Source organism: Embleya sp. NPDC050493 (assembly GCF_044458105.1).
GTDB lineage: Bacteria > Actinomycetota > Actinomycetes > Streptomycetales > Streptomycetaceae > Embleya.
The window spans coordinates 478840-499381 of record NZ_JBITHP010000001.1; the positions used below are offsets into that span (position 1 = coordinate 478840).

Below are 20542 nucleotides of genomic sequence, written 5' to 3' on the forward strand. Positions count from 1 at the left end.
GCGCGATGTTGATCCGACTCTCGCTCGCCAACCTGTGGGCCCGCAAACGCCGGCTCGTGGGCCTGGCCCTCGCCGTGCTGCTGGGCACCGCCTTCCTCTCCGGCGCGCTCGTGCTCGCCGACACGATGAACTCCTCCATCGGCGGGCTGATCCGGGACAGCGGCGCCGGTACCGACGTGGTGGTGCGCAACGCCACCTCGGTGACCGACCGACCCGGCACCCAGCGCGGCGCGATCGACGCCGCACTGGTGGACCGGGTCCGGGCGGTGCCCGGGGTCGCGGGCGCCGAACCGGTGATCCAGGGCTACGGCCAGGTGGTCGGCAAGGACGGCAAGGCGCTGACCGGCAACGGCCCACGGACGGCGGGTAATTGGATACCCGATCCGGCCCTGACGCCGTACCGGTTGGCCACCGGCCGCGCGCCGACGGCGCCCGACGAGGTGGTGATCGACCGGGGTACCGCCAAACAGGGGCACCTGAAGCCCGGCGACCGGGTCACGGTGCTCACCCCCGGGCCGGTGCCGGTGACCGTCGTGGGCGTGGCCACCTTCGGTGACCTGGACGCCTTCGGCGGCGGCTCCTACACCGCCTTCGATCTCGACGGCGCGCGCCGACACGTGCTGCGCGACCCCGGCAAGGTGGGCACGATCGCGGTCCGGGCGGTGCCCGGCACCGACCAGAAGGACCTGGCCGCGCGGATCCGACAGGCGCTGCCGGCCGACGTCGAGGCGGTGCCCGGCAGTGTGGCCACCGGCGAGGCGGTGTCCGCAGTGGAGGACAGCTTCCTGCGCGTCTTCCGCATCTTCCTGACCGTCTTCGCCGCGATCGCGCTGGTCGTCGCGGCCTTCTCGATCAACCACACGTTCTCCGTGGTGGCCGCGCAGCGCACCCGGGAGGTCGCGCTGATGCGGGCGCTGGGGGCGAGCCGGGGTCAGGCGCTGCGACAGGCGCTGATCGAGGCCCTGGTGATCGGCGTGCTGGCCTCCGCACTCGGCCTTGCGGCCGGGCTCGGCCTGGCCGCCGGACTCGAGGAGCTGTTCGCCGTACTCGGTTTCGAACTGCCCGCCCGGGGGCTGACGTTCAAGGCGTCCACCGTGTTCACGGTGCTGCCCGTCGGCATTTTGGTGACCGCGTTCGCAGCCCTGGTGCCGGCCGTGCGCGGCTCGCGCGTGGCACCGGTGACGGCGCTGCGCGGGGCGGGCGCGGAGCGCACCGAACTGCCGCGGCGGCGACTGATCGCGGGCCTGGTGCTGCTTGCGGCCGGCCTCGCGGTGGGCATCGCCGGCGGCGGCCTCGTGGGACTGGCGATCGCCGCGCCGGCCCTGCTCGCGGGTGTGCTGCTGGTCGCCCCGGCGGGCATCCGGGCGGCCGGCGGACCGCTGACCGCCCCGCTGCCGCGACTGCGTGGTGCGCCGGGCGCGTTGGCCCGCGGCAACCTGCTGCGCAGTCCGCGCCGGACGGCCGGGGCGGCGACCGCGATGTTGCTCGGAATCGCCATCGTCACGCTGTTCGCCGTGTTCGCGGCCTCGCTCAAGGAGGGTGCCGGTGAGCAGACCCGAAAGGTGATCGCGGGACAGTTGGTGATCGGCGGATCCTCGCCCGGCGGCTGGGCCGGTGGCGGTCACAGTCCCGAACTCACCCGCAGGGCTTCCGAGTTGCCCGGCGTGATCGCGGCGACCGGGATCCGCAACGCGGGTGCGCTCGTGGACGGGCACGGTCGGCAACTGCTGGCGGTGGATTCGGACCGGCTGGACCGGCTGTTCGACCTCGACGTGAAGCAGGGGCGGGTGACCGGGCTCGGCGCGAACGGCATGGCGGTGTCCGCGGACACCGCGAAGGACCGGGGCTGGCAGGTCGGCTCGACCGCCGAGGTCACCTTCCCGGACGGTGCGCGGCAGATGTTCACGGTCACCGGGCTCTACGACCGCACCGCCGTGGTCGGCGACTACCTCATCGATCGCACCGCATGGGAGCCGCATGCGGACGCGGCCCTGGACGCGGCGACGGTGCTGCGGTTGGCGCCGGGCACCTCGACGGACACGGTCGAGGCGGCGGTCGAGCGGTTGGCCAAGGACTACGGCGCGCCGCCGGTACGGGACCGGGAAGGGTTCGTGCAGGCGCGGGCCGCGATGTTGCAGACGCTGGTCGCGGTGGTCTACGTGTTGCTGGCGCTCGCGTTGGTGATCGCGCTGGGCGGGATCGCCAACACGCTGTCTCTGGCGGCCTACGAACGCACCCGTGAGCTGGGCCTGTTGCGGGCGATCGGCGCGGCGCGCTCCCAGGTGCGGTCGGCGCTGCGCTGGGAGTCGACGCTGGTCGCGGTGATCGGTGCGGCGAGCGGGCTCGTGGTGGGCCTGTTCCTGGGCTGGGTGGCGATCCGCGCGATCGGCGGCGCCGATACGGGGGCGGCGCTGCCGTTCACGGTGCCCACGGTGCAACTGGCGGTGCTGGTGGGGGTGGGCGCGCTCGGTGGCCTGGCGGCCGGGGCGAGGCCCGCTGCGCGGGCTGCGCGATTGCCGGTCCTGCGCTCGGTTGCGACCGAGTAGGGATGCCCTCGAACGCCGGCCGGGCTGAGGGGTTGGTTCGGTCGGCGTTCGGGGTCGCGTTGTTGTTGTCCTCAAGCGCCGGCCGGGCTGGAGGATTCGGTCCGGTCGGTGTTCGGGGTTGCGCCCGTGGTGTGCGGTGAGGTCGCGGCGGTCCTTGAGGGTCGGACGGGCCGGACCCGGCCTTCGGCCGGGGGCCTCGAACGCCGGCCGGGCTGAGGGGTTTGGTTCGGTCGGCGTTCGGGGTCGCGTTGTTGTTGTCCTCAAACGCCGGCCGGGCTGGAGGATTCGGTCCGGTCGGTGTTCGGGGTTGCGTCCGTGGTGTGCGGTGAGGTTGCGGCGGTCCTTGAGCGTCGGACTGGCCGGACCCGGCCTTCGGCCGAGGTGGCTTCGAACGCCGGCCGGGCTGAGGGGTTTGGTTCGATGGGCTGTCGGGGGTGTGCCGCCGTTTTCCTCAAGTGCCGGACGGGTGAAGGATTTCGGGTGGGATGGGGGGTTAGGCCGCGTGTTCTTTCGTGCCGGTGAAGGCTGCCCATAGGGAGGCGTAGGGGCCTGCCTGGGTGAGGAGTTGGGTGTGGGTGCCGAGCTCGACCAGGCGGCCCTGGTCGATGACGGCGATGCGGTCGGCGCGGGCGGCGGTGGTCAGGCGGTGGGCGACGACCAGGGTGGTGCGGCGGCCGGTGAGTGCCTCGGTGGCGCGGGTGACTGCGGCCTCGGTGGCCAGGTCCAATGCGGCGGTGGCCTCGTCGAGCAGGAGGATGTCCGGGTCGACGAGGTAGGCGCGGGCGAGCGCGATCAGTTGGCGCTGGCCCGCCGACAGGTTGCGTCCACGCTCGCCGACGTCGTGCAGGTAGCCCCCGTTCAGGTCGGCGATCGCGGCATGTGCGCCGACCGCGCGGGCCGCCGCCTCGACCTCGGCGTCCGTGGCGTCCGGGCGGCCGTACGCGATCGCGTCCCGCACGCTGCCCTGAGCCAGATAGGCCTCCTGCGGGACGATGCCGAGCCGGTGTCGGTAGGCCGAGAGGTCGTAGTCGCGCACGTCCACGCCGTCCACCAGCACCGCGCCGGCGGTCACGTCGTAGAACCGGGCCACCAGCTTGACCAGCGTGGACTTGCCCGCCCCGGTCTGTCCCACCAGCGCGACCGTCTCGCCGGGCTCGATGTACAGCGAGATGCCGGACAACACCTCGGGCGGGCCCGCCGCAGACTCGCCCTCGCCCGGCCCGTCCTCGCCCGACCGGGCGGCGGTGGCGACGGCGGTGGCGTCCTCGTCCGCGAAGTTCACGAACGCGGGTGCGTTGTACGCGAATCGCACGTTCTCGAAGGCGATCGCCCCCTTGAGCCCGCTCGCCGGCACCGGTACCGGCACGGCCGGGGGCGGCGTCGTGGTGGGGGTACGCAGCAGATCGCGGATCCGGCGCAGCCCCACCGCCGCCTGCTGGTAGCCGTCGAAGACCTGGGAGAGCTGCTGGATCGGCGAGAAGAACATGTCGATGTAGAGCAGGTAGGCGATCAACGCACCCGCCGACAACGTCCCGCCGCCGACCCGATGCGCCCCGACGATCAGCGCGATGCCGGCCGCGACGTTGGACAGGAACTGCCCGAACGGGAAGTAGAGCGCGATATAGCGCTGCGCCCGCAGCCGCGAAGCTCGGTAGTCGTCGCTGCGTTCGGCGAACCGCTCCGAGTTGCGGCCCTCGCGGCGGAACGCCTGCGACGTCCGCAACCCCGCGACGTTCTCCTGGAGATCGGCATTGACCACGCTGACCTTCTCGCGCGCCTCCGTGTAGGCCTTGGACGACCTGGACCGGAACACCACGGTCGCCGCGATCAGGATCGGCAGCACGCTCATCACGATCAGCCCGAGCTCCCAGTCGAGCACGAGCAGCGCGACCATGATCCCGAAGAAGGTCAGCACGCTGACCACCGCGCTGACCAGCCCGGTCTGCAGGAACGTGGACAACGCGTCCACGTCGGTGGTCATCCGGGTCATGATCCGCCCGGACAACTCGCGTTCGTAGTAGTCCAGGCCCAGCCGTTGCAGATGGGCGAAGGTCTTCACCCGCAGCGTGTAGAGCAACCGCTCGCCGGTGCGGCCCGCGATCAGCGCCTGGGCGACGTTGACGAACCAGTCGGCCGCCACGATCACGACGGCGATCAGCGACACCGTCATGATCGCGCCGGTCGCCCCGTCGTCGATGCCCCGGTCGATCCCGTCCCGGATCAGCGCCGGCAGCGCGAGTTGCGCGCCGGTGTCCAGGATCACCAGGACGAAGGCGAGCAACAGCGCCCACCGGAAGGGCCGCAACAACGAGCGCAGATCGAACGCCGAGTCGGAACGCCGCGCCTGCGCTTCGTCCACGTCGGGCCGATCCGTCGCGGGTGGAAGCTTGTCCACCTGGGCCAGCAACTCCGGCGTGGCCTGAAGCATGGCCGCCCAACCGCGTGGGCCACCGCCCGTCCCGGTCCCGGCGAGTGCACCGGCCGCGGCCGCCGGCGCCGGGTCGGCCGGCGTCGAGCGATCCCACAGCGCGGGCGTCACCCCGCTCGCGTCGAGCGGCGCGACCGGCCCGGCAGCCGGGACCGGCTCGGGAACCGCGACCGACTCGGCAACCGCCGGTGACTCGGCAGGCACGACCGGATCGGCAGCCGCGACCGACCCGGCAGCCGCGGCCGCCTCGTGCGCGTCCACCCCCTCGGCGTCCTCGCCCGGCCCGGACAGCAGCAGCCGGTACAGCGGGCAGCGTGCGCTCAGTTCGTCGTGGCTGCCCACGTCCACCAGCCGGCCCCGATCCAGGACCGCGATCCGGTCGGCCAGTTGCAGCGTCGAGCGCCGGTGCGCGACCAGGATCGTGGTCCGCCCGGCCATCACCCGGTGCAGCGTGGCATGGATCTCCGCCTCGACCTTGGGGTCCACCGCCGAGGTCGCGTCGTCCAGCAGCAGGATCCGCGGATCGGTGAGCAACGCCCGGGCGAGCGCGACCCGCTGCCGCTGCCCGCCGGACAGGGTCAACCCCTGCTCGCCGACCACCGTGTCGTAGCCGGCCGGCAGTTCGCGGATGAACGCGTCGGCCTCGGCCGCCCGCGCCGCCGCGAGGACCTGTTCCTCGGTCGCGTCCGGCCGGCCGTACGCGATGTTGGCCCGCACGGTGTCCGAGAACAGGAAGCTGTCCTCCATCACCAGCCCGATCGCCGAGCGCAACGAGTCGAAGGTCAGATCCCGCACGTCGCGCCCGTCCACCAGGATCGCGCCGGACTGCACGTCGTAGAACCGGGGCAGCAGCATCGACACGGTGGACTTGCCCGATCCGGAGGTGCCCACCAGGGCCAGGGTCTCGCCCGGCTCCACCCGCAGCGACAACCCGTCGAGCACCGGCCGCGAGGCGACGTAGCCGAATCGCACGTCGGCCAACTCCACCGACGCGGCCACCACCGGCAACACCTCGGCGTCCGGCTTCTCGGTGACGATCGGCTGGGAGTCGATCACCTCGAAGATGCGCTCGACGCTGGCCCGCGCCTGCTGACCGAAGGTCAGCAGGCCGGAGAGCATCCGCACCGGCCCGACCAGCTGGCCCAGATACGTGGAGAAGGCCAGGAACGTGCCCAGGGTGATCTCGCCGCGGACGGCCAACCAGCCGCCGAGCGCGAGCACGCCGACCTGGCCGATGGCGGGGATCGCTGAAAGCGTCGGCGTGTACCGGCTGTTCAACCGGACCGAGCGCAGCCGGGAGGCGAACAGCCTGCGGCCGGCCGCCTCCAGCCGGTCCAGCTCCTGTTCCTCCTGCCCGAAGCCCTTGACCACCCGGACCCCGGTCACCGCGCTTTCCACGACACCGGCCAGCGCGGCGGCATCCTGCTGGGCCTGCCAGGTGGCCGGGAACAGCCGCTTCCGGGACAGGTAGGCCACCGCGAACAAACCCGGCCCCACCGCCAGCGACACCAGCGTGAGCAGCGGCGACAGCCAGAACATCACGCCGAGCGAGATGACGAAGAGCAGCACGCTGCCGGTCATCATCGGGATCATCGACAGGAAGCCCTGGACCATCGTCACGTCGGAGATCCCCCGACTGACGATCTGCCCGGTCTGCAATTCGTCCTGCCGGGCGCCGTCCAGTCGGGAGAGCGCGCCGAAGATGCGGGTACGCAGGTCGTACTGCACGTCCAGGGACAACTTGCCGCCGACATAGCGCCGCGCGTACGTACAGCCGAAGACCACCACGGCCGCGCCCAGCAGCAGCACCGACAGCGGCAGCAGCCCGCCGAGCTCGCCGGCGACCGCGTCGTCGACCACCCTGCGCTGCACCAGCGGGACCAGCGCGGTGACCGCCATGCCCACCAGGGACGCGCCGAACGCGATCAGCACGCTGCTTCGATACCGCCACGAGGCGGCCATCAGGCGGCGTAGCCAACCCTGTTCGGGGCGGCCGGGCGCGGGTCCGGTTGTCATGGACAACCATTCTAATTGTCAACCGAGAAAACGATGTTCGGATGACCCGATCACACCCTGGACCGTGCACACCGCGCGGGCCATCATGGGCCGCGATCCGCTGCCGACCGGACCCGCCCGCAGGCGCGCCGGCCCGGCCCGGTCGATCGCCCGGATCCAGCCGCACGATCGGGGCAAGCCGAATTCGGCGGGCCTGGACTTCTACGACCGTCTGGTCGACGCGCTGATCGAACGCGGCATCACGCCCACCCCGACGCTGTTCCACTGGGACCTGCCGCAGGCCGCTATGCGCTCGGCGTGCACGCGCCGGGTCGTGCGCTGCTCCTGGACGCGCTGCCCGCCGCGCACCACCAACTGCTCGGCCACGGTCCGGCCGCCGGGGTGCTGCGCGAGGCCGGCGCCGAACACATCCTGGTGTGCAACAACCCGACCCCGGTGACCGCCGCGAGCGAGAGCGCCGCCGATCAGGCCGCCGCGGCCGCCTACGACGTGCTGCACAATCGGCTGTTCACCGACCCGCTGCTGCTCGGCCGCTACCCGGACCCGAGCGTGTACGGCCAGGACGGTACGGCGCTGCCCTTCGCCGAGCCCGGCGACCTCGACCTGATCGGCGGTTCGCTCACCGGCCTGGGCGTGAACCACTACAACCCGACGGTGATCGCCGAGGGCGGGCTGGGCGCGCCGCTGCCGTGACAAACCTGGTCGGCCCCCGAGCGCGGACGGCGCGGCGTACGAAGCGACGTGGCCGAGGCCTTCACGTTCCGGTTCGCGCTCGCTGCCTCGCCCATGACGTCCCGGCGGGCGAGTGGTTGCCACCGCTCGGTGCTCGGGGTGCGACGGAGGGCGCGAGACACCCGTCCCGCGTAGGTCTCCTCGCTCCTGCCGGCCGACCGAATACCGCCCGGCCGGCGGGAGCCGGCAGGAGCGAGGAGTGCTGCGGGTCGTTTCTCGTCACCGGGACGAGCCGACCCAGGAAACAATCCCCGCGTTTGTACCGGCAACGGTTCGGCTTGATCCATGTCGACTTCCCGACCGGGAACCGGACGCCGCAATGTCCTTTCACCGACTGCGCGAGCGAATCGGCATCGGGCGGCCCGGATAACGCCCGGCACGGGACTTGGACACGTGCCGGAGCGCGCAGGCGCACAATCCTCACCCTTCCGAGTGAAATTGCGTGTCCTGGGCCCTGGGCCAACCGATGACGTCACCCGGGAGGGCGAACGGCGTCTTTTCCTTTGCCGACAAAACCTTAGAGTTGCCGCGCCGCCATGAAATCCCCGGGCGGCGCGGCGGAGCCGTGCCCGGAATTCCCGAGTGCGGCGGGACGCCGATTCGTTTCCCCCGACGTCCCCGGTGAAGGGCAATTCCATGGTCAAGCACGGATTTCGCAAGGCGGCCGTGATCATCACGGCGGTCATCTTCGGTTCGATGGCCTCGCTGTACATTCCCGCGGCGCGCGCCGCGCAGACGCCCCGCGAACCGTTGATGCCGGACAGCTTCCTGCCGGCCCAACTGCTGCTGCCCTTCCAGAGCGCGGTCTTCAACACCGACGGTGCGGTGTTCTTCGGCTGACCGCCCCCTACCCGGCGGGTCCCGGCGACTCACTACCCGGCGGGTCCCGGCGACGGCGGAGGCGGTGTCGGCCCCGGAACCGACAGGGTCGGACCCGGACCCGGACCCGGACCCGGAGTCGAGGGGCGAGGAGCGGTGCCTCGTCCCCTCGATCCGGAATCGCCCGACGCCGGGGAGCAGGCCCGGCGCCCGGTCCCGTCGGGCGCGCGGGCGGGCTCGGCGCTCGGCTACTTCAGCTGACCGGCGATCGCCTTCAGACCCTCGGCGGCGTACTTCTCGTCCAAGTCGCCGCCGGGAGCACCGGCCACCCCGATGCCCACGATCGGGGCGCCGTCCACGGCGACCGGCACCGCGCCGGCCAGGAACAGCGTGCCGGGGATGTCCCGGAGCGATGCGCCCGGCGCGGTGACCCGCTGGGCGAGCGCCGAGGTCGGGGCGTTCCAGGACACGGCGGTGAACGCCTTGCGCCGGGCCGACTCCTCCGACTGCGGGCCGGCGCCGTCGCCCTTGAGCACCACGCGGGTGGAGCCGTCCCGGGCGACCACGACCACGGTGACCTTCTGGCCGTCCTTCTCGGCGGCGTCGAGGGCGGCCTGGGCCGCCTTGCTCGCGGCGTCCACGCCCAGCGTCTTGACCGACACCACGGCCGCCGCCGGGCGCTCGTCGTGCTTGGCCTCGGCGGTGCCGGGCACCTGGGCCGCCGCGACACCGGCGGTGACCGCGCCGACCGCCGCAAGCGAGAAGACCCCGGTCAGCACCCGACCACGCGTCGAAAAGTTGCTCATCGTCCGTACCTCTTTCACGTTCCTGCGTCGTTCCCGGGCATTGCCCCGATGCCTCCACACTCCCGTCGATCCGCCCGCCCGCCATCGGCAGAGTCGCCGGTTCCGGCGCGCCGGTCGGGCGGTGCGAAGATCAACCGATCGGCCGATCCGGACCCGGGCGAGCCGGTCCACGGTGGAGGGGATCGTCGATCCGCGCGCGTCGCGCGTGATCGAGCCGAGCGGGACAGGGAACAGGTACGTCGTGCCACGACAGCGAACAGAGCCATGGCCGGTGCGGCACGCCGGGCTGGTGATCCACGCGGGTTTCCTGCTGCTGCTCGCCGCGTCGCTCGGCCGATACACGGTCCGGCACGGCACCGACGGCCGGGCTCCGTGGGTACTCGCGCTCGCGCTGCTGCTCGCCGTGCTCTACCTGGCCGGCCTGACCCTGCCCGAGGACCCCTCGTCCGCCCGAGCGGCCTGGCTGACCGCGGTGCTCGCCACCTGGCTGGCGCTGGTCACCGTTGCGCCGAGCTTCGCGTGGTGCGCGGTGCCGCTGCTCTACACCGGGCTGCGGGTGTTGTCGACCCGGGCGGCGATCGGCACGGTGGTGCTGCTCACCGGCGCCGTGGTGATCGCCCAGTACCGACTCGCCGACACCATCGACCCCAGCCTGTTCCTCGGCCCGCCCGCCGTGGCCGCGATTGCCACCGCCGTGTTCACCCGGATGCGCAGCGACGAGCGACGGCTGCGCGAGACCGTCGACGAATTGGCGGTCAGCGAGCGCCGAGCGGGCGTGCTGGCCGAGCGGGAGCGGTTGTCCCGGGAGATCCACGACACCATCGCGCAGGGCACCTCCAGCCTGCGGATGTTGCTCCAGGCCGCGGACCGCAGTTGGGACACCGACCCCGCCGCCGCTCGCGCGCACGTGCATCGGGCGGAACAGGTGGCGGCGCTCGGCGTCGAGGAGATCCGCCGGTTCGTCCGCGACCTGGCACCCGCCGAACTCGCCGACGACCCCGGCCTCGCGGGCGGCCTGGCCCGGGTCGTCGAGCGGTTCCGAAGCGAGGACGGGCCGAACGTCACCCTCGCCGTGGACGGCCGGATCCGCGCACTGGCCGAGCCGGTGCAGGCCGCACTCACCCGGACCGCCCAGGGCGCGCTGGCCAACGTGCGCGAACACGCCCGGGCCCGGACCGTGCACGTGAGTCTCACCTACCTGCCGGATCGGGTGGCGCTGGACATCCGCGACGACGGCGTCGGCTTCGACCCGGGCCTGACCCGCGTGGGCGAGCTGCGCGGCTACGGCCTTCCGTCGCTGCGCCGCCGGTTGGCCGAGCTGGGTGGTGAACTCACCGTCGAGAGCGCCCCCGGCGAGGGCACGGCCCTGGCCGCCACCGTCCCCGACGCGGCCGACGCGCCGCCGGCCGACCCATCCCGCGCCGACCCATCCCGCGCCGACCCGTCCCCCGCCCCCGCGCCGCAGGCCGCGGACGGCGCTGCCGAGCCCACCCCCCGCCCGACCCCGGGAGCCGCACCGTGAACCCGATTCGCCTGCTCGTGTGCGACGACCACGCCGTGGTCCGGGCCGGCCTGCTCGCGCTGTTCGCCGGCGAGGCGGGCATCGAGGTGGTGGGCGAGGCGGCGAGCGGGGAGGAGGCTGTTCGGCTGGCCGCCGCGCTGCGCCCCGACGTGGTGCTGATGGATCTGCAACTGGTCGGCGGGATCGACGGCGTCGAGGCCACCCGGCGCCTGCTCGCGCTGCCCGAGCCGCCGCACGTGCTGGTGCTGACGATGTACGACACGGACGCGGACGTCTCCCGTGCGATCGAGGCGGGGGCGGCCGGCTATCTGCTCAAGGCGGGCAGCCCCGAGGACCTGTTCCGCGCGGTGCACGACGCTGCGGCGGGCCGGACCGTACTGGCTCCCGAGGTGGCCGCGCGCCTGTTCACGCGGATGCGCAAGCCGGACAACACGCTCACCGCACGCGAGGTGGAGATCCTGCACCTGCTCGCGCGCGGCGTCGGCAACGCGGAGATCGCCCGGGAACTGTTCATCTCGCAGGCCACGGTGAAGACCCACCTGGGCCACATCTACGCGAAGCTCGGCGTGGACACCCGGACCGCCGCGGTGAGCGTGGCCACCGAGCGGCGCCTGATCCGGCTGACCTGACGACCCGTCATCCCGGCGTCCGGAGCGCACCCGCGGTCTTGCAAACCCGCCGGCCGCGCCGCATAGTGCTCGACACAGTCAAGCATCTATCCGGCGGAGTGTGCCATGCCATTCGGACCCGACACCACCACCGACGACGTCCTGGCGGGCCTGGACCCGACCGGCCGCACCATCGTGATCACCGGCGGCACCTCCGGCCTGGGGCGGGAGAGCGCGCGGGCGCTGGCGGCGGCGGGTGCGCACGTGGTGCTGACCGCGCGGGACGCGGACAAGGGCCGGGCGGCGGTCGCGGAGCTGCCCGCGACGGTGGAGTACGTCGTCCTGGACCTCACCTCGCTCGCCTCGATCCGCGCCGGCGCCGCCGAACTGCGTGAGCGCTTTCCGAAGGTGGACGTGCTCCTCAACAACGCGGGAGTGATGGCGACTCCGTTCGCCCGCACCGCGGACGGCTTCGAGCTGCAATTCGGCACCAACCACCTGGGCCACTTCCTGTGGACCAACCTGCTGGTGCCCACCCTCGGTCCGGGCGCGCGGGTGGTCAACCTCAGCTCCGCCGGGCACGTCGCGTCCGGGATCCGCTGGGCCGACCCCAACTACGAGAGCGCGCCGCAGGACTACCACCCCTGGCAGGCGTACGGCGCGTCCAAGACCGCCAACATCCTGTTCACCGTCGAACTCGATCGCCGGCTGCGCGGGCGCGGCGTACGGTCCCTGGCGGTGCACCCGGGCATGGTGGCGACCAACCTCGGTCGGCATATGACCCGCGACGCCGGGCGCGACCTGCAGAAGAAGGTCACCGCCGCGAACATGCCGCCGCTCAAGCAGGTCGCGAACGGTGCGGCGACCCAGGTCTGGGCGGCGGTCGGGAGCGAACTCGCGGACGTCGGCGGCGTCTACCTCGCGGACTGCGCGATCACCACCGAGCACGCGCCGTGGGCCCTGGACGAGGCGGACGCCGCGCGGTTGTGGACGCTGTCCGAGGGCTTGGTCGGCGAAGACTTCCCCTGGTGAGGGTCTACACCGGGATGGATCCGCGGCTGCCGCTGCGCGAGGTGGCGGCGCACGCGCGCCGGGCCGAGGCGGCCGGGTTCGACGGGCTGCACGTGGCCGAGACGGTGCACGACGCGTTCGCGGTCGCGCTGCTCGCCCTCGAACACACCGAGCGGATCGTGGTGCGCACGTCGGTCGCGCCGGCGTTCGTGCGCTCGCCGCTGCTGACCGCGTACGGCGCGTGGGACCTGGCCCGGTTCTCCGGCGGGCGCTTCCAACTCGGCCTGGGCAGCCAGGTGCGGCAGAACATCGAGGACCGGTACGGAATGCCGTGGTCGCCGCCGGTGGCCCGGATGCGCGACTACGTGGGCGCGGTGCGGGCCGCCTTCCAGGCGTTCCGGACCGGCGAACCACCCGGGTACGAGGGACCGCATTACCGACTCACCCGGATGCAGCCGTACTTCAACCCCGGCCCGGATCCGGACACCGCCGCCCCGCGGATCCTGCTCGGCGGGGTCGGCCGGGCGATGTGCACGCTCGCCGGCGAACTCGCCGACGGCCTGGTCACCCATCCCACCAACTCCGGCCCGCGCTGGCTGGAGACCGTCGCCCGTCCCGCGGTGGCCGAGGGCCGGGCCCGCGCGGCGGTTCCGCGCGCGTTCGAACTGGTCGCCGGCACCCAACTGATCGCCGGCCCGGCCCGGGCCGGGCTGGCCGCGGAACGCGAGCGGCAGCGACGGCTGTTCGCGTTCCTGTACTCGACACCCGCGTATCGCGGCACGCTCGACCTGTACGGATGGGGCGAACTCCAGGACCGGTTGCAGCAGATGATCCGCCGGGACGACTGGTCCGAGTTGGCTCGGCACGTCACCGACGAGGTGCTGGACACGCTGGTGCCGATGGCGCCGTACGAGGAGTTGCCCGCGCTGATCCGGGCGCGCTGGGGCGGTCTGGTGGATGCGGTCACCGTGCCGCTGCCGGTCGATCCGGCGCACGATGCGCGGATCCGGGACGTGGTGCTCGCGCTGCGCTGAACCGGGCCCGCCGGCCGGGGGATCGGTGTCGGGAGCGGGCGACGGGCCCGCGAGCGGGGGGAATGCCCGCGGGCCCGCCTTCCTCGGCGGCGCACTGGGGGGAGGTGCACGCCGCCGGCTGCCCCGCCGGTACCGTCCCGGGCCCGGCGGGAGCTTGAGGCCACGATGCCGCCTCGGTACCCCTTCGCGCCGGAGGATCGCCATATCCGATCCCCATGGGTCGTCGAACACAGTCCACCTCCCGGGGATTGGCTCTTTATGGGCAGGCCAGTCGGGCGAACAATGGGAACTGGCCTGGTCGTTGTGCAGGCCGATTCCATCGTGCCGCCGGGAGTGTGTCGTGAACGCGTATGTCGCCTGGTCCCTGGTCCTGTTCATCGCGGGCACCGCCCTGCTCGGCCCCCGCTTCGGCGCCGACACGCGCGACGGCGCGGATTGGTCCGCGCCGCGGGAACGGATCGGGACGCCGGCCGTCCACCGGCCCGACCCGCCGCCGGCCGGTGAACCGGCGCCGGCCGGCACATCGGCGTCGGTGCGGGCCCCGGCGGTGCCGGCAATATCTGACGGATGGTCAGCTTTGCCGGGTCCCGCCCGTACGGGCGGCCCGGACCAGCGAAATCCATCGGGTGATCTTCTCGTCGGGGGCACTCCCGGTCGCTCCCTGTGAGCGCTAGCATCCGCGCTGAGGAGCTGCCGGAAAAACCGTGCGCGCGGAATCCGCCGACCCCGTGAATCGGGGACCGCGGTGGGCCGTCCGGTGCCGTCCGGTATCGACAGCCGCAGCCCACCCGGGGGTCCATCTCCATGCACAGCGCCATCCGCCGTCGTATCCGCCCCGGAGCCCTGGGGGCGGGGCTGCTCGCGACGATGTGCGCCCTCGCCGCGCTCGCGCCGGCGGCGGTCGCCGGTGCCGGCCGGCCGGAGGCCGTCCGGGCCCGACCCGCCGCGCCGACCGCCCCGGGCGGCACGACCCAGGTGCAGACGGCGGTCACCGGCAACGGCGACCACCGGGTGACCGTGCCGGTCGGCGCCACCGCGATGACGGTGACCGTGTACGGCAAGGCGGCCGGCACCGTTCCCGGCTCGTCGGTGGCCGGCTCGGCCGCGATCGCCGCGTCCGGTCCGGTCCGGTCCGGCGCGACCCTGGTGGTCGGGGTCACCGACAGCGGCACCACGCTGTCCTCGGCGACGGCCCCGCTGCCCTGGTTGTTCGCCCCCGCCGCCGGCGGCATCGGCGCGTACGCCGACCCGATCGTCTTCCCCGGCGCGCAGACCTCGGCCACCGGCGGGGTCGGCGACGGCCACGCACTGCTGTCCTTCACGGTGCCCGCCGCCCAGGTCGGCGATCTGCTCCCGGCCGTCGACTTCGGCACGTCCCCGGTCGGCCAGAGGGCCACCCGCAACCTGCCGATCACCGTCACGGCCGACGTGCCGTTCATGATCGCCTCCGCGAAGGTCGACGGCCCGTTCGCGATCGACGCCGGCGGCACCACGTGCGCGTCCGGCCCGGACACCAACGTGCCCGGCGGCTCCGCGTGCTCCTTCGCGATCACGTTCACCCCGACCAAGCGGGGCTCGGCCGCCGGCACGCTCACGCTGACCGGCAACATCCCCGGCGGCAGCCGTACGGTCACGCTCTCCGGAGTTGGCAGCGGCAAGCCGGGCGCGCCCGGCGGCCTGGCCGCCACCGCCGGACAGGGCCAGGCGGTGCTGTCCTGGATGCCGCCGGCGGACACCGGCGACAGCCCGATCACCGGCTACCGGATCCTGCGCTCGACCAACGGCGAACCCAAGTCGGCATCGCCGCTCGCCACCCTGGGCGCGGACACCCTGACCTACGCCGACCAGAGCCTGGACAACGGCACCACCTACTCGTACGCGATCACCGCGCTCAACGCGATCGGCGAATCCGACCCGTCCGCACCCGTCGACGTGGTGCCCTCGGCCGCACTGGTGCTGCCCGCCGCGATACTGCCGCACGCCACCGTCGGACAGCCCTACACCGCCAAACTCGCCGCCCAGGGCGGCACCGCCCCCTACCACTGGGTCGCCGACGACCCGCTACCGCCGGGACTGACCCTGGACCCGGACAGCGGTGTGATCACCGGCACTCCCACCGCCCCCGGCGAGACCGGATTCGGGATCACCGTCTCGGACAACGCGCCGACCCGGCACGAGGCCAAGGCCCGCTTCGGGATCACCGTGACGGCCCCGGCCGCGGCGTCCGCCGGGTCCGCCCAGGCGGCACTCGCGCCCGGCAACACCGGCGGGGACGGCGGGTCGAACGTGAGCATCTGGCTGTGGGGGATACTCGGACTCCTGGGCCTGATCGGGGTCGTCGTCGCGGTGCGCCGGCTGCGCGCCAGGCAGGGCTGAGCAGGACCCGAGCCGGGCCCGCGCAGCGTCCGAGCACGGGCCGGGCACCGGCCCGCCGCCGACGTCCCGGAGCCGGCCTCGCACCGGCCGGGATCGGCCCGCCGGGCCCGCCCGATCGGCTCCGCCGGGCCCGGGCGTCGCGAAGACCGCGGCGGGTCCCGAATACTGTGTCCCTCGGGGGAGCACCCCCGACCCCAGCCGCAACCCCCGTGAGCGGATCGGCCCGCGGGGGACAGCGCCGGCGACGCCATACGATCGTCGGCGCCTCGTCCATCGTGGGCGCAGACCTGTGTCACGTCACAAGGAGCATCACTATGCCCGCGCCGGCAGGCGACCCCCAGGCCAAGGAACGCGAGCTCGCCGCGGAACAGGGCCATGTCGATCGCTCCTACACGCGCCTGGAACACATGCGCGACGAAGCCCAGGCGCTGCTCCAACAGGGCTACCGGCAGGCGCAGGTCGGCACGCGCGCGGCGCTGGTCGAGCGGGACGTCATGGTCTACCGCGCCGAACTGTGGGCCCGCTCGCTCGACGCCGCCGACGACGGCCTCGTCTTCGGCCGCCTCGACCAGCTCGACGACGAGGTCCGCCACATCGGTCGGATCGGCATCCGCGACGAGGACAGCGAGGTGCTCGTCGTCGACTGGCGCGCGCCCGCCGCGGAGGCCTTCTACCGGGCCACCCCGGACGACCCGCGCGGCGTGGTCCGCCGCCGGGTGTTGCACTGCCGGGGCCGCTCGGTGGTCGACATCGAGGACGACCTGCTCGACCCGGACGCCGCCGGCGACATGGTCATCGTCGGCGACGGCGCCTTCCTGGCCGCGCTCTCGCGCACCCGGGACGGCTCGATGCACGACATCGTGGCGACCATCCAACGCGAGCAGGACGAGGCCATCCGGGCCCCGATCGACCGCTCGGTGATCGTGCGCGGCGGCCCGGGTACCGGAAAGACCGCCGTCGCGCTGCACCGCGTGGCGTACCTGATGTTCCAACACCGCCGCCGCTTCGGCTCCCGCGGCGTCCTCGTGGTCGGTCCCAACCCGCGCTTCACCGCCTACATCGAACGGGTGTTGCCCTCGCTCGGCGAGGGCGGCGCGGTGCTGCGCTCGCTGGGCGACATGGTCGAGGGCGTCGAGGCGGCGTACCACGACGACGCGGCGGCGGCCAAGCTCAAGGGTGCCGCCGCGATGACCCACCTGCTCCGCCGCGCGGTGGCCGACGTGCCGGCCGGCGCGCCGACCGAGTTCGCGATCTCGCACCGGGGCACCCGGATCGTGCTCGACCACAAGGCGCTGCGCCGGATCCGTCGCGAGGTGCTGGCCAAGAACCGCGGCGGCCCCAACACCGCCCGGCTCCAGGTGGCCCGCCAACTGCTCACCGAACTGTGGGGCCGACTGCTCTCCCGCGGCGCCGGGCGCGGCGAGAAGGACGCGTTCCACGAGGACGTGGCCGCGCGCGACGAGTTCGCCGCCTTCCTGCGCGCGTGGTGGCCGCTCCAGCGGCCCGTGGACGTGCTCGCCGCGCTGGCCGACCCGGAGCGGTTGCGCCGCTACGAACGCGACCTGACGCCCGCGCAGGTGTCGGTGCTGGCGAACTCGTGGGCGCGCACCGCGCGCACCGGCGAGGTCTCCTTCCACGACGTGGCGCTGATGGACGAGCTGACCGGCCTGCTCGGGCCGATCCCGCGCAAGCGCACGGTGGCCTACGGCAACCCGGACGAGGACAACCCGTACGTCGTGGACGGTCGGGACATCTTCAGCGGCGAGACGGTGGGTCGGGACGTCCCGGACGAGATCACCGAGGTGACCACCTACGCGGACCGGATGGCCGGCGGGCGCGGCGCCCGCAGGCCGCGGGACGAGGACGAGGACGAGCCGGTCGAGTACGCGCACATCGTCATCGACGAAGCGCAGGACCTGACGCCGATGCAGTGGCGCATGCTCGGCCGCCGCGGCATGCACGCGACCTGGACCATCGTCGAGGATCCCGCGCAGAGCGCGTGGGAGGACCCGAGCGCATCGGCGGCCGCGATGGCCGAGGCGTTGCGCGAGCGGGGCCGGTACGAGTTCGAGTTGACCACCAACTACCGCAACCCGGTGGAGGTGGCCGACGTCGCCGCGCGGGTGCTGGTGAGGGCGGTGCCCGGGGCCCGGCCGGCCCGGGCGGTGCGCAGCGGCGGCGAGCCGCCGACCGTGCACGCCACGGCGGGGGAGCGGACCGGACCGGTGGTGCGCAAGCTGGTGCGCGAGCTGCTGGAGACCGTGGAGGGCACCATCGGCGTGGTCACCCCGGTCGGGGCGACCGAGGAGCTGGCGGCCGAGCTGGCGGGCCTGGATCCGCGGGTGCAGCCGATGGACGCGCTGGACGCCAAGGGCCTGGAGTTCGACGTGGCGGTGATCGTCGACCCGCGCGGGATCGTCGAACAGTCGCCGAACGGCATGCGCACGCTCTACGTGGCGCTGACCCGGGCCACCCGGCTGCTGGCCGTGGTCACGGCGGATCCGGACTGGACCGCCGAGCTGCTGGGGATCGAACCGCGCTGACGGCCCCGGGGACCGATGGGCGGCCGTCGTCGAATGCCCACCGGTCCCGGGACGGCGGTCGTCCTCCGCCGGTCCCCACGACGGCGGTCGTTATCGAGCGCCGGACGGGTCGGCGACCGTCCTCGACCGCCGGGCCGGGTCGGCGCCGGTTCGCGAACGCCGGCCGCGGCCGACCCCGGCCCGTCCGGCGTTCGCGGCGGTACGCGCCCTACGCGGCCACCCTCGCGCAGAGTGTGCGCAGCGGTTCGGTCACGCTGTCCGGGCGTTCGGTGAAGACCATGTGCCCGCACTCGGGCTCGACGTGCAGCGTGGCCCCGGGCAGCTCGGCCGCCAGCGCCCGGCTGTGCGCGAGCGGGGTGAGCCGGTCGTGCGCGCCCACCACGATGTGCACCGGCACGTCCGCGAGCGCGGTCAGCGCGCCGGCCTTGTCGTGCCCGGCCAGCGCGGGGAAGAACCCGCACACCGTCGTCATCGGCGTGGCGAACAACATCTGCGCGCAGGCGTGCACCACCGTCGGGTCGGCCGTCGGGCCGAACAGGCTGCGCCGCACGATCCGCAGGTGACCGGGCCGGTTCGGGCCGGGCAGCAGGGTGCGCCCCCGGGTCACCAGGCGCGGGTGGCGCCGGCCGAACGCGAAGAACCGGATCTGCGCCGCCGACCTGAGCCGCACCGCCGCGGGCAGCCCGCGTCCGGTCGGCACCAGATCGCCCGCCGAGGTGCCGACCAGGACCACCCCGGCCACCCGGGACCCGAACAGCTCGGGCCGGGCCGCGGCCAACGCCATGATCGTCATGCCGCCCATGGAGTGTCCGCACAGCAGCACCGGGCCGCTCGGCGCGACCGCGTCGATCACGTCGGCGAGGTCGTCGCCCAACAGGTCGATCGTCCACGGCGCGGCCCGCCCGGCGGTGGATCGCCCGTGGCCGCGGTGGTCGTAGCTGACCGTCCGCACACCCGCCGCCACCAGCGCCTCCACCTGGGTCCGCCAGATGTCGCCGTGCAGGGTCCAGCCGTGCGCGAAGACGACGGTGACCGCCGCGTCCGGCGGCCCCGAAACGTTCACCCGCAGTGCCGCGCCGTCGCCGGTGCGGACCGTGACGTCGTCTCGTACGAGTGCCTCGGTGCCCCTGATGTCCGCCGTCATGTTCGCCTCCCGCTCACGCCCTCACCTCATTTCTACCCGCCGGTAACGGGGTCTGAATACTCGTCCGCCGGCAAAACCGGCACCGCGGCGGGCGACTGCGCGGGCACGTTGGGCCGGGCGGGCACCAGGGTGGTGGGGCCCGTTCGCCTGGACACCACGCGCACCACCGGTTCGAATATCGATCCGAGCAGGCGGGAGCCGACGTCGATCGCGGTCGCGTCCGCGCCGACGAACACCCGGGCCCGGCCGCGGCGCACACCGCGCAGGATGATCCGGGCCGCGCGCTGCGCCGAGGTGCGCGACGCCGCGTCGTGCAGGGCCACCACCTCGTCCTTGTCGTGTCCGGCGGCGGCCCGCGAGTTGCGCACGATGTTCGTCTTGATCCCGCCGGGGTGCACGGTGGTCACCCCGACCCCGGAGCCGGAGAGCCGCATCTCCTGGCGCACCGACTCGGTGAAGCCGCGCACCGCGTACTTGGCCGCGCAATACGCGCTCTGCGAGGGCACGCCGAACAATCCGAACACCGACGAGATGTTGACCAGATGCCCCTGGGGCGAGCGGCGCAGGTGCGGCAGGAATGCCTTGGTGCCGTAGGCGACGCCCCAGAAGTTGATCCCGATCAGCCACTCGAAGTCGTCCCAGGACATCTCCTCGACGTCCGCGGTCAGGGCCACGCCCGCGTTGTTGACCACCAGGTCGACCCCGCCGAACCGGTCGGCGGTGGCGTCCGCCCAGGCGTGTACGGCCGCGCGGTCGGCGACGTCGAGCACCGTGCAGTGGACCTGCGCCGCGCCCAGCCTCGCGGCCTGCGCCCTCGTCTCCTCCAGCCCCACCGCGTCCACGTCGGCGAGCGCCAGCCGCGCTCCGTGCGCGGCCAGTTCGTACGCGAGGGCCCGCCCGATGCCCGATCCCGCGCCGGTGACGACGCACACCCGACCTGTGAATTCCCGGATCACA

Annotated in this window: 12 protein-coding genes and 1 pseudogene; 9 read left to right on the plus strand and 4 right to left on the minus strand. The window is 73.4% G+C overall.

Annotation, left to right across the window (positions count from 1 at the left end; translation table 11 throughout):
- Positions 1-5: 5 nt before the first annotated feature.
- Entirely contained in the window at positions 6-2546 is a 2541-nt protein-coding gene (locus ACIBM5_RS01840; protein WP_396004887.1) for an FtsX-like permease family protein, read from the plus strand.
- Positions 2547-3039: 493 nt separating this feature from the next.
- Here the strand turns inward: ACIBM5_RS01840 and ACIBM5_RS01845 are convergent, their stop codons facing one another.
- Complete coding sequence (locus ACIBM5_RS01845) at positions 3040-6990, minus strand: ABC transporter ATP-binding protein (protein ID WP_396004888.1); 3951 nt, start codon at positions 6988-6990, stop codon at positions 3040-3042.
- Between the two features lie 85 nt (positions 6991-7075).
- Between ACIBM5_RS01845 and ACIBM5_RS01850 the strand changes: the two are divergent.
- Positions 7076-7683: pseudogene (locus tag ACIBM5_RS01850) on the plus strand (family 1 glycosylhydrolase).
- A gap of 675 nt (positions 7684-8358) precedes the next feature.
- Positions 8359-8562, plus strand: a complete 204-nt coding sequence (locus ACIBM5_RS01855) for a hypothetical protein (protein ID WP_391582096.1) — start codon at positions 8359-8361, stop codon at positions 8560-8562.
- A 227-nt stretch (positions 8563-8789) separates the two neighbouring features.
- Here ACIBM5_RS01855 and ACIBM5_RS01860 read toward each other — a convergent pair whose 3' ends face one another.
- Entirely contained in the window at positions 8790-9347 is a 558-nt protein-coding gene (locus ACIBM5_RS01860; protein WP_396004889.1) for a heme-binding protein, read from the minus strand.
- Between the two features lie 271 nt (positions 9348-9618).
- On the opposite strand from ACIBM5_RS01860, the gene ACIBM5_RS01865 reads away from it, so the two are divergent.
- The 6 genes from ACIBM5_RS01865 to ACIBM5_RS01890 all read left to right on the plus strand — a co-directional run bounded on the left by ACIBM5_RS01865 (position 9619) and on the right by ACIBM5_RS01890 (position 18441).
- On the plus strand, positions 9619-10869 hold the full coding sequence (locus ACIBM5_RS01865) for a sensor histidine kinase (RefSeq protein WP_396004890.1): 1251 nt from the start codon (positions 9619-9621) through the stop codon (positions 10867-10869).
- Positions 10866-11498, plus strand: coding sequence for a response regulator (locus tag ACIBM5_RS01870; protein ID WP_396004891.1), 633 nt, complete (start codon positions 10866-10868; stop codon positions 11496-11498). Before ACIBM5_RS01865 ends, ACIBM5_RS01870 begins: the two co-directional genes overlap by 4 nt.
- A 105-nt stretch (positions 11499-11603) precedes the next feature.
- Positions 11604-12509, plus strand: coding sequence for an SDR family NAD(P)-dependent oxidoreductase (locus ACIBM5_RS01875; protein WP_391582100.1), 906 nt, complete (start codon positions 11604-11606; stop codon positions 12507-12509).
- On the plus strand, positions 12506-13522 hold the full coding sequence (locus ACIBM5_RS01880; protein ID WP_396004892.1) for a TIGR03617 family F420-dependent LLM class oxidoreductase: 1017 nt from the start codon (positions 12506-12508) through the stop codon (positions 13520-13522). The genes ACIBM5_RS01875 and ACIBM5_RS01880 overlap by 4 nt, the downstream gene beginning before the upstream one ends.
- An 804-nt stretch (positions 13523-14326) precedes the next feature.
- A complete protein-coding gene (locus ACIBM5_RS01885) occupies positions 14327-15898 on the plus strand; it encodes a putative Ig domain-containing protein (protein ID WP_396004893.1) in 1572 nt (523 codons plus the stop codon).
- 314 nt (positions 15899-16212) lie between these two features.
- Positions 16213-18441, plus strand: a complete 2229-nt coding sequence (locus ACIBM5_RS01890; protein ID WP_396004894.1) for a HelD family protein — start codon at positions 16213-16215, stop codon at positions 18439-18441.
- A gap of 208 nt (positions 18442-18649) precedes the next feature.
- On the opposite strand, the gene ACIBM5_RS01895 is transcribed toward ACIBM5_RS01890, so the two are convergent.
- Together ACIBM5_RS01895 and ACIBM5_RS01900 are read right to left on the minus strand one after the other, a co-directional pair.
- A complete protein-coding gene (locus ACIBM5_RS01895) occupies positions 18650-19585 on the minus strand; it encodes an alpha/beta fold hydrolase (RefSeq protein ID WP_396004895.1) in 936 nt (311 codons plus the stop codon).
- A gap of 32 nt (positions 19586-19617) precedes the next feature.
- Positions 19618-20541 (minus strand): SDR family NAD(P)-dependent oxidoreductase, encoded by a 924-nt coding sequence (locus ACIBM5_RS01900; RefSeq protein WP_396004896.1) that lies wholly within the window; start codon positions 20539-20541, stop codon positions 19618-19620.
- Position 20542 lies beyond the last annotated feature (1 nt).

Coding starts and splice junctions, on each gene's coding strand:
- ACIBM5_RS01890 (WP_396004894.1), top strand. CDS start 16,213: ATGCCCGCGCCGGCAGGCGACCCCCAGGCCAAGGAACGCGAGCTCGCC.
- ACIBM5_RS01875 (WP_391582100.1), top strand. CDS start 11,604: ATGCCATTCGGACCCGACACCACCACCGACGACGTCCTGGCGGGCCTG.
- ACIBM5_RS01845 (WP_396004888.1), bottom strand. CDS start 6,990: ATGACAACCGGACCCGCGCCCGGCCGCCCCGAACAGGGTTGGCTACGC.
- ACIBM5_RS01895 (WP_396004895.1), bottom strand. CDS start 19,585: ATGACGGCGGACATCAGGGGCACCGAGGCACTCGTACGAGACGACGTC.
- ACIBM5_RS01885 (WP_396004893.1), top strand. CDS start 14,327: ATGCACAGCGCCATCCGCCGTCGTATCCGCCCCGGAGCCCTGGGGGCG.
- ACIBM5_RS01855 (WP_391582096.1), top strand. CDS start 8,359: ATGGTCAAGCACGGATTTCGCAAGGCGGCCGTGATCATCACGGCGGTC.
- ACIBM5_RS01840 (WP_396004887.1), top strand. CDS start 6: ATGTTGATCCGACTCTCGCTCGCCAACCTGTGGGCCCGCAAACGCCGG.
- ACIBM5_RS01860 (WP_396004889.1), bottom strand. CDS start 9,347: ATGAGCAACTTTTCGACGCGTGGTCGGGTGCTGACCGGGGTCTTCTCG.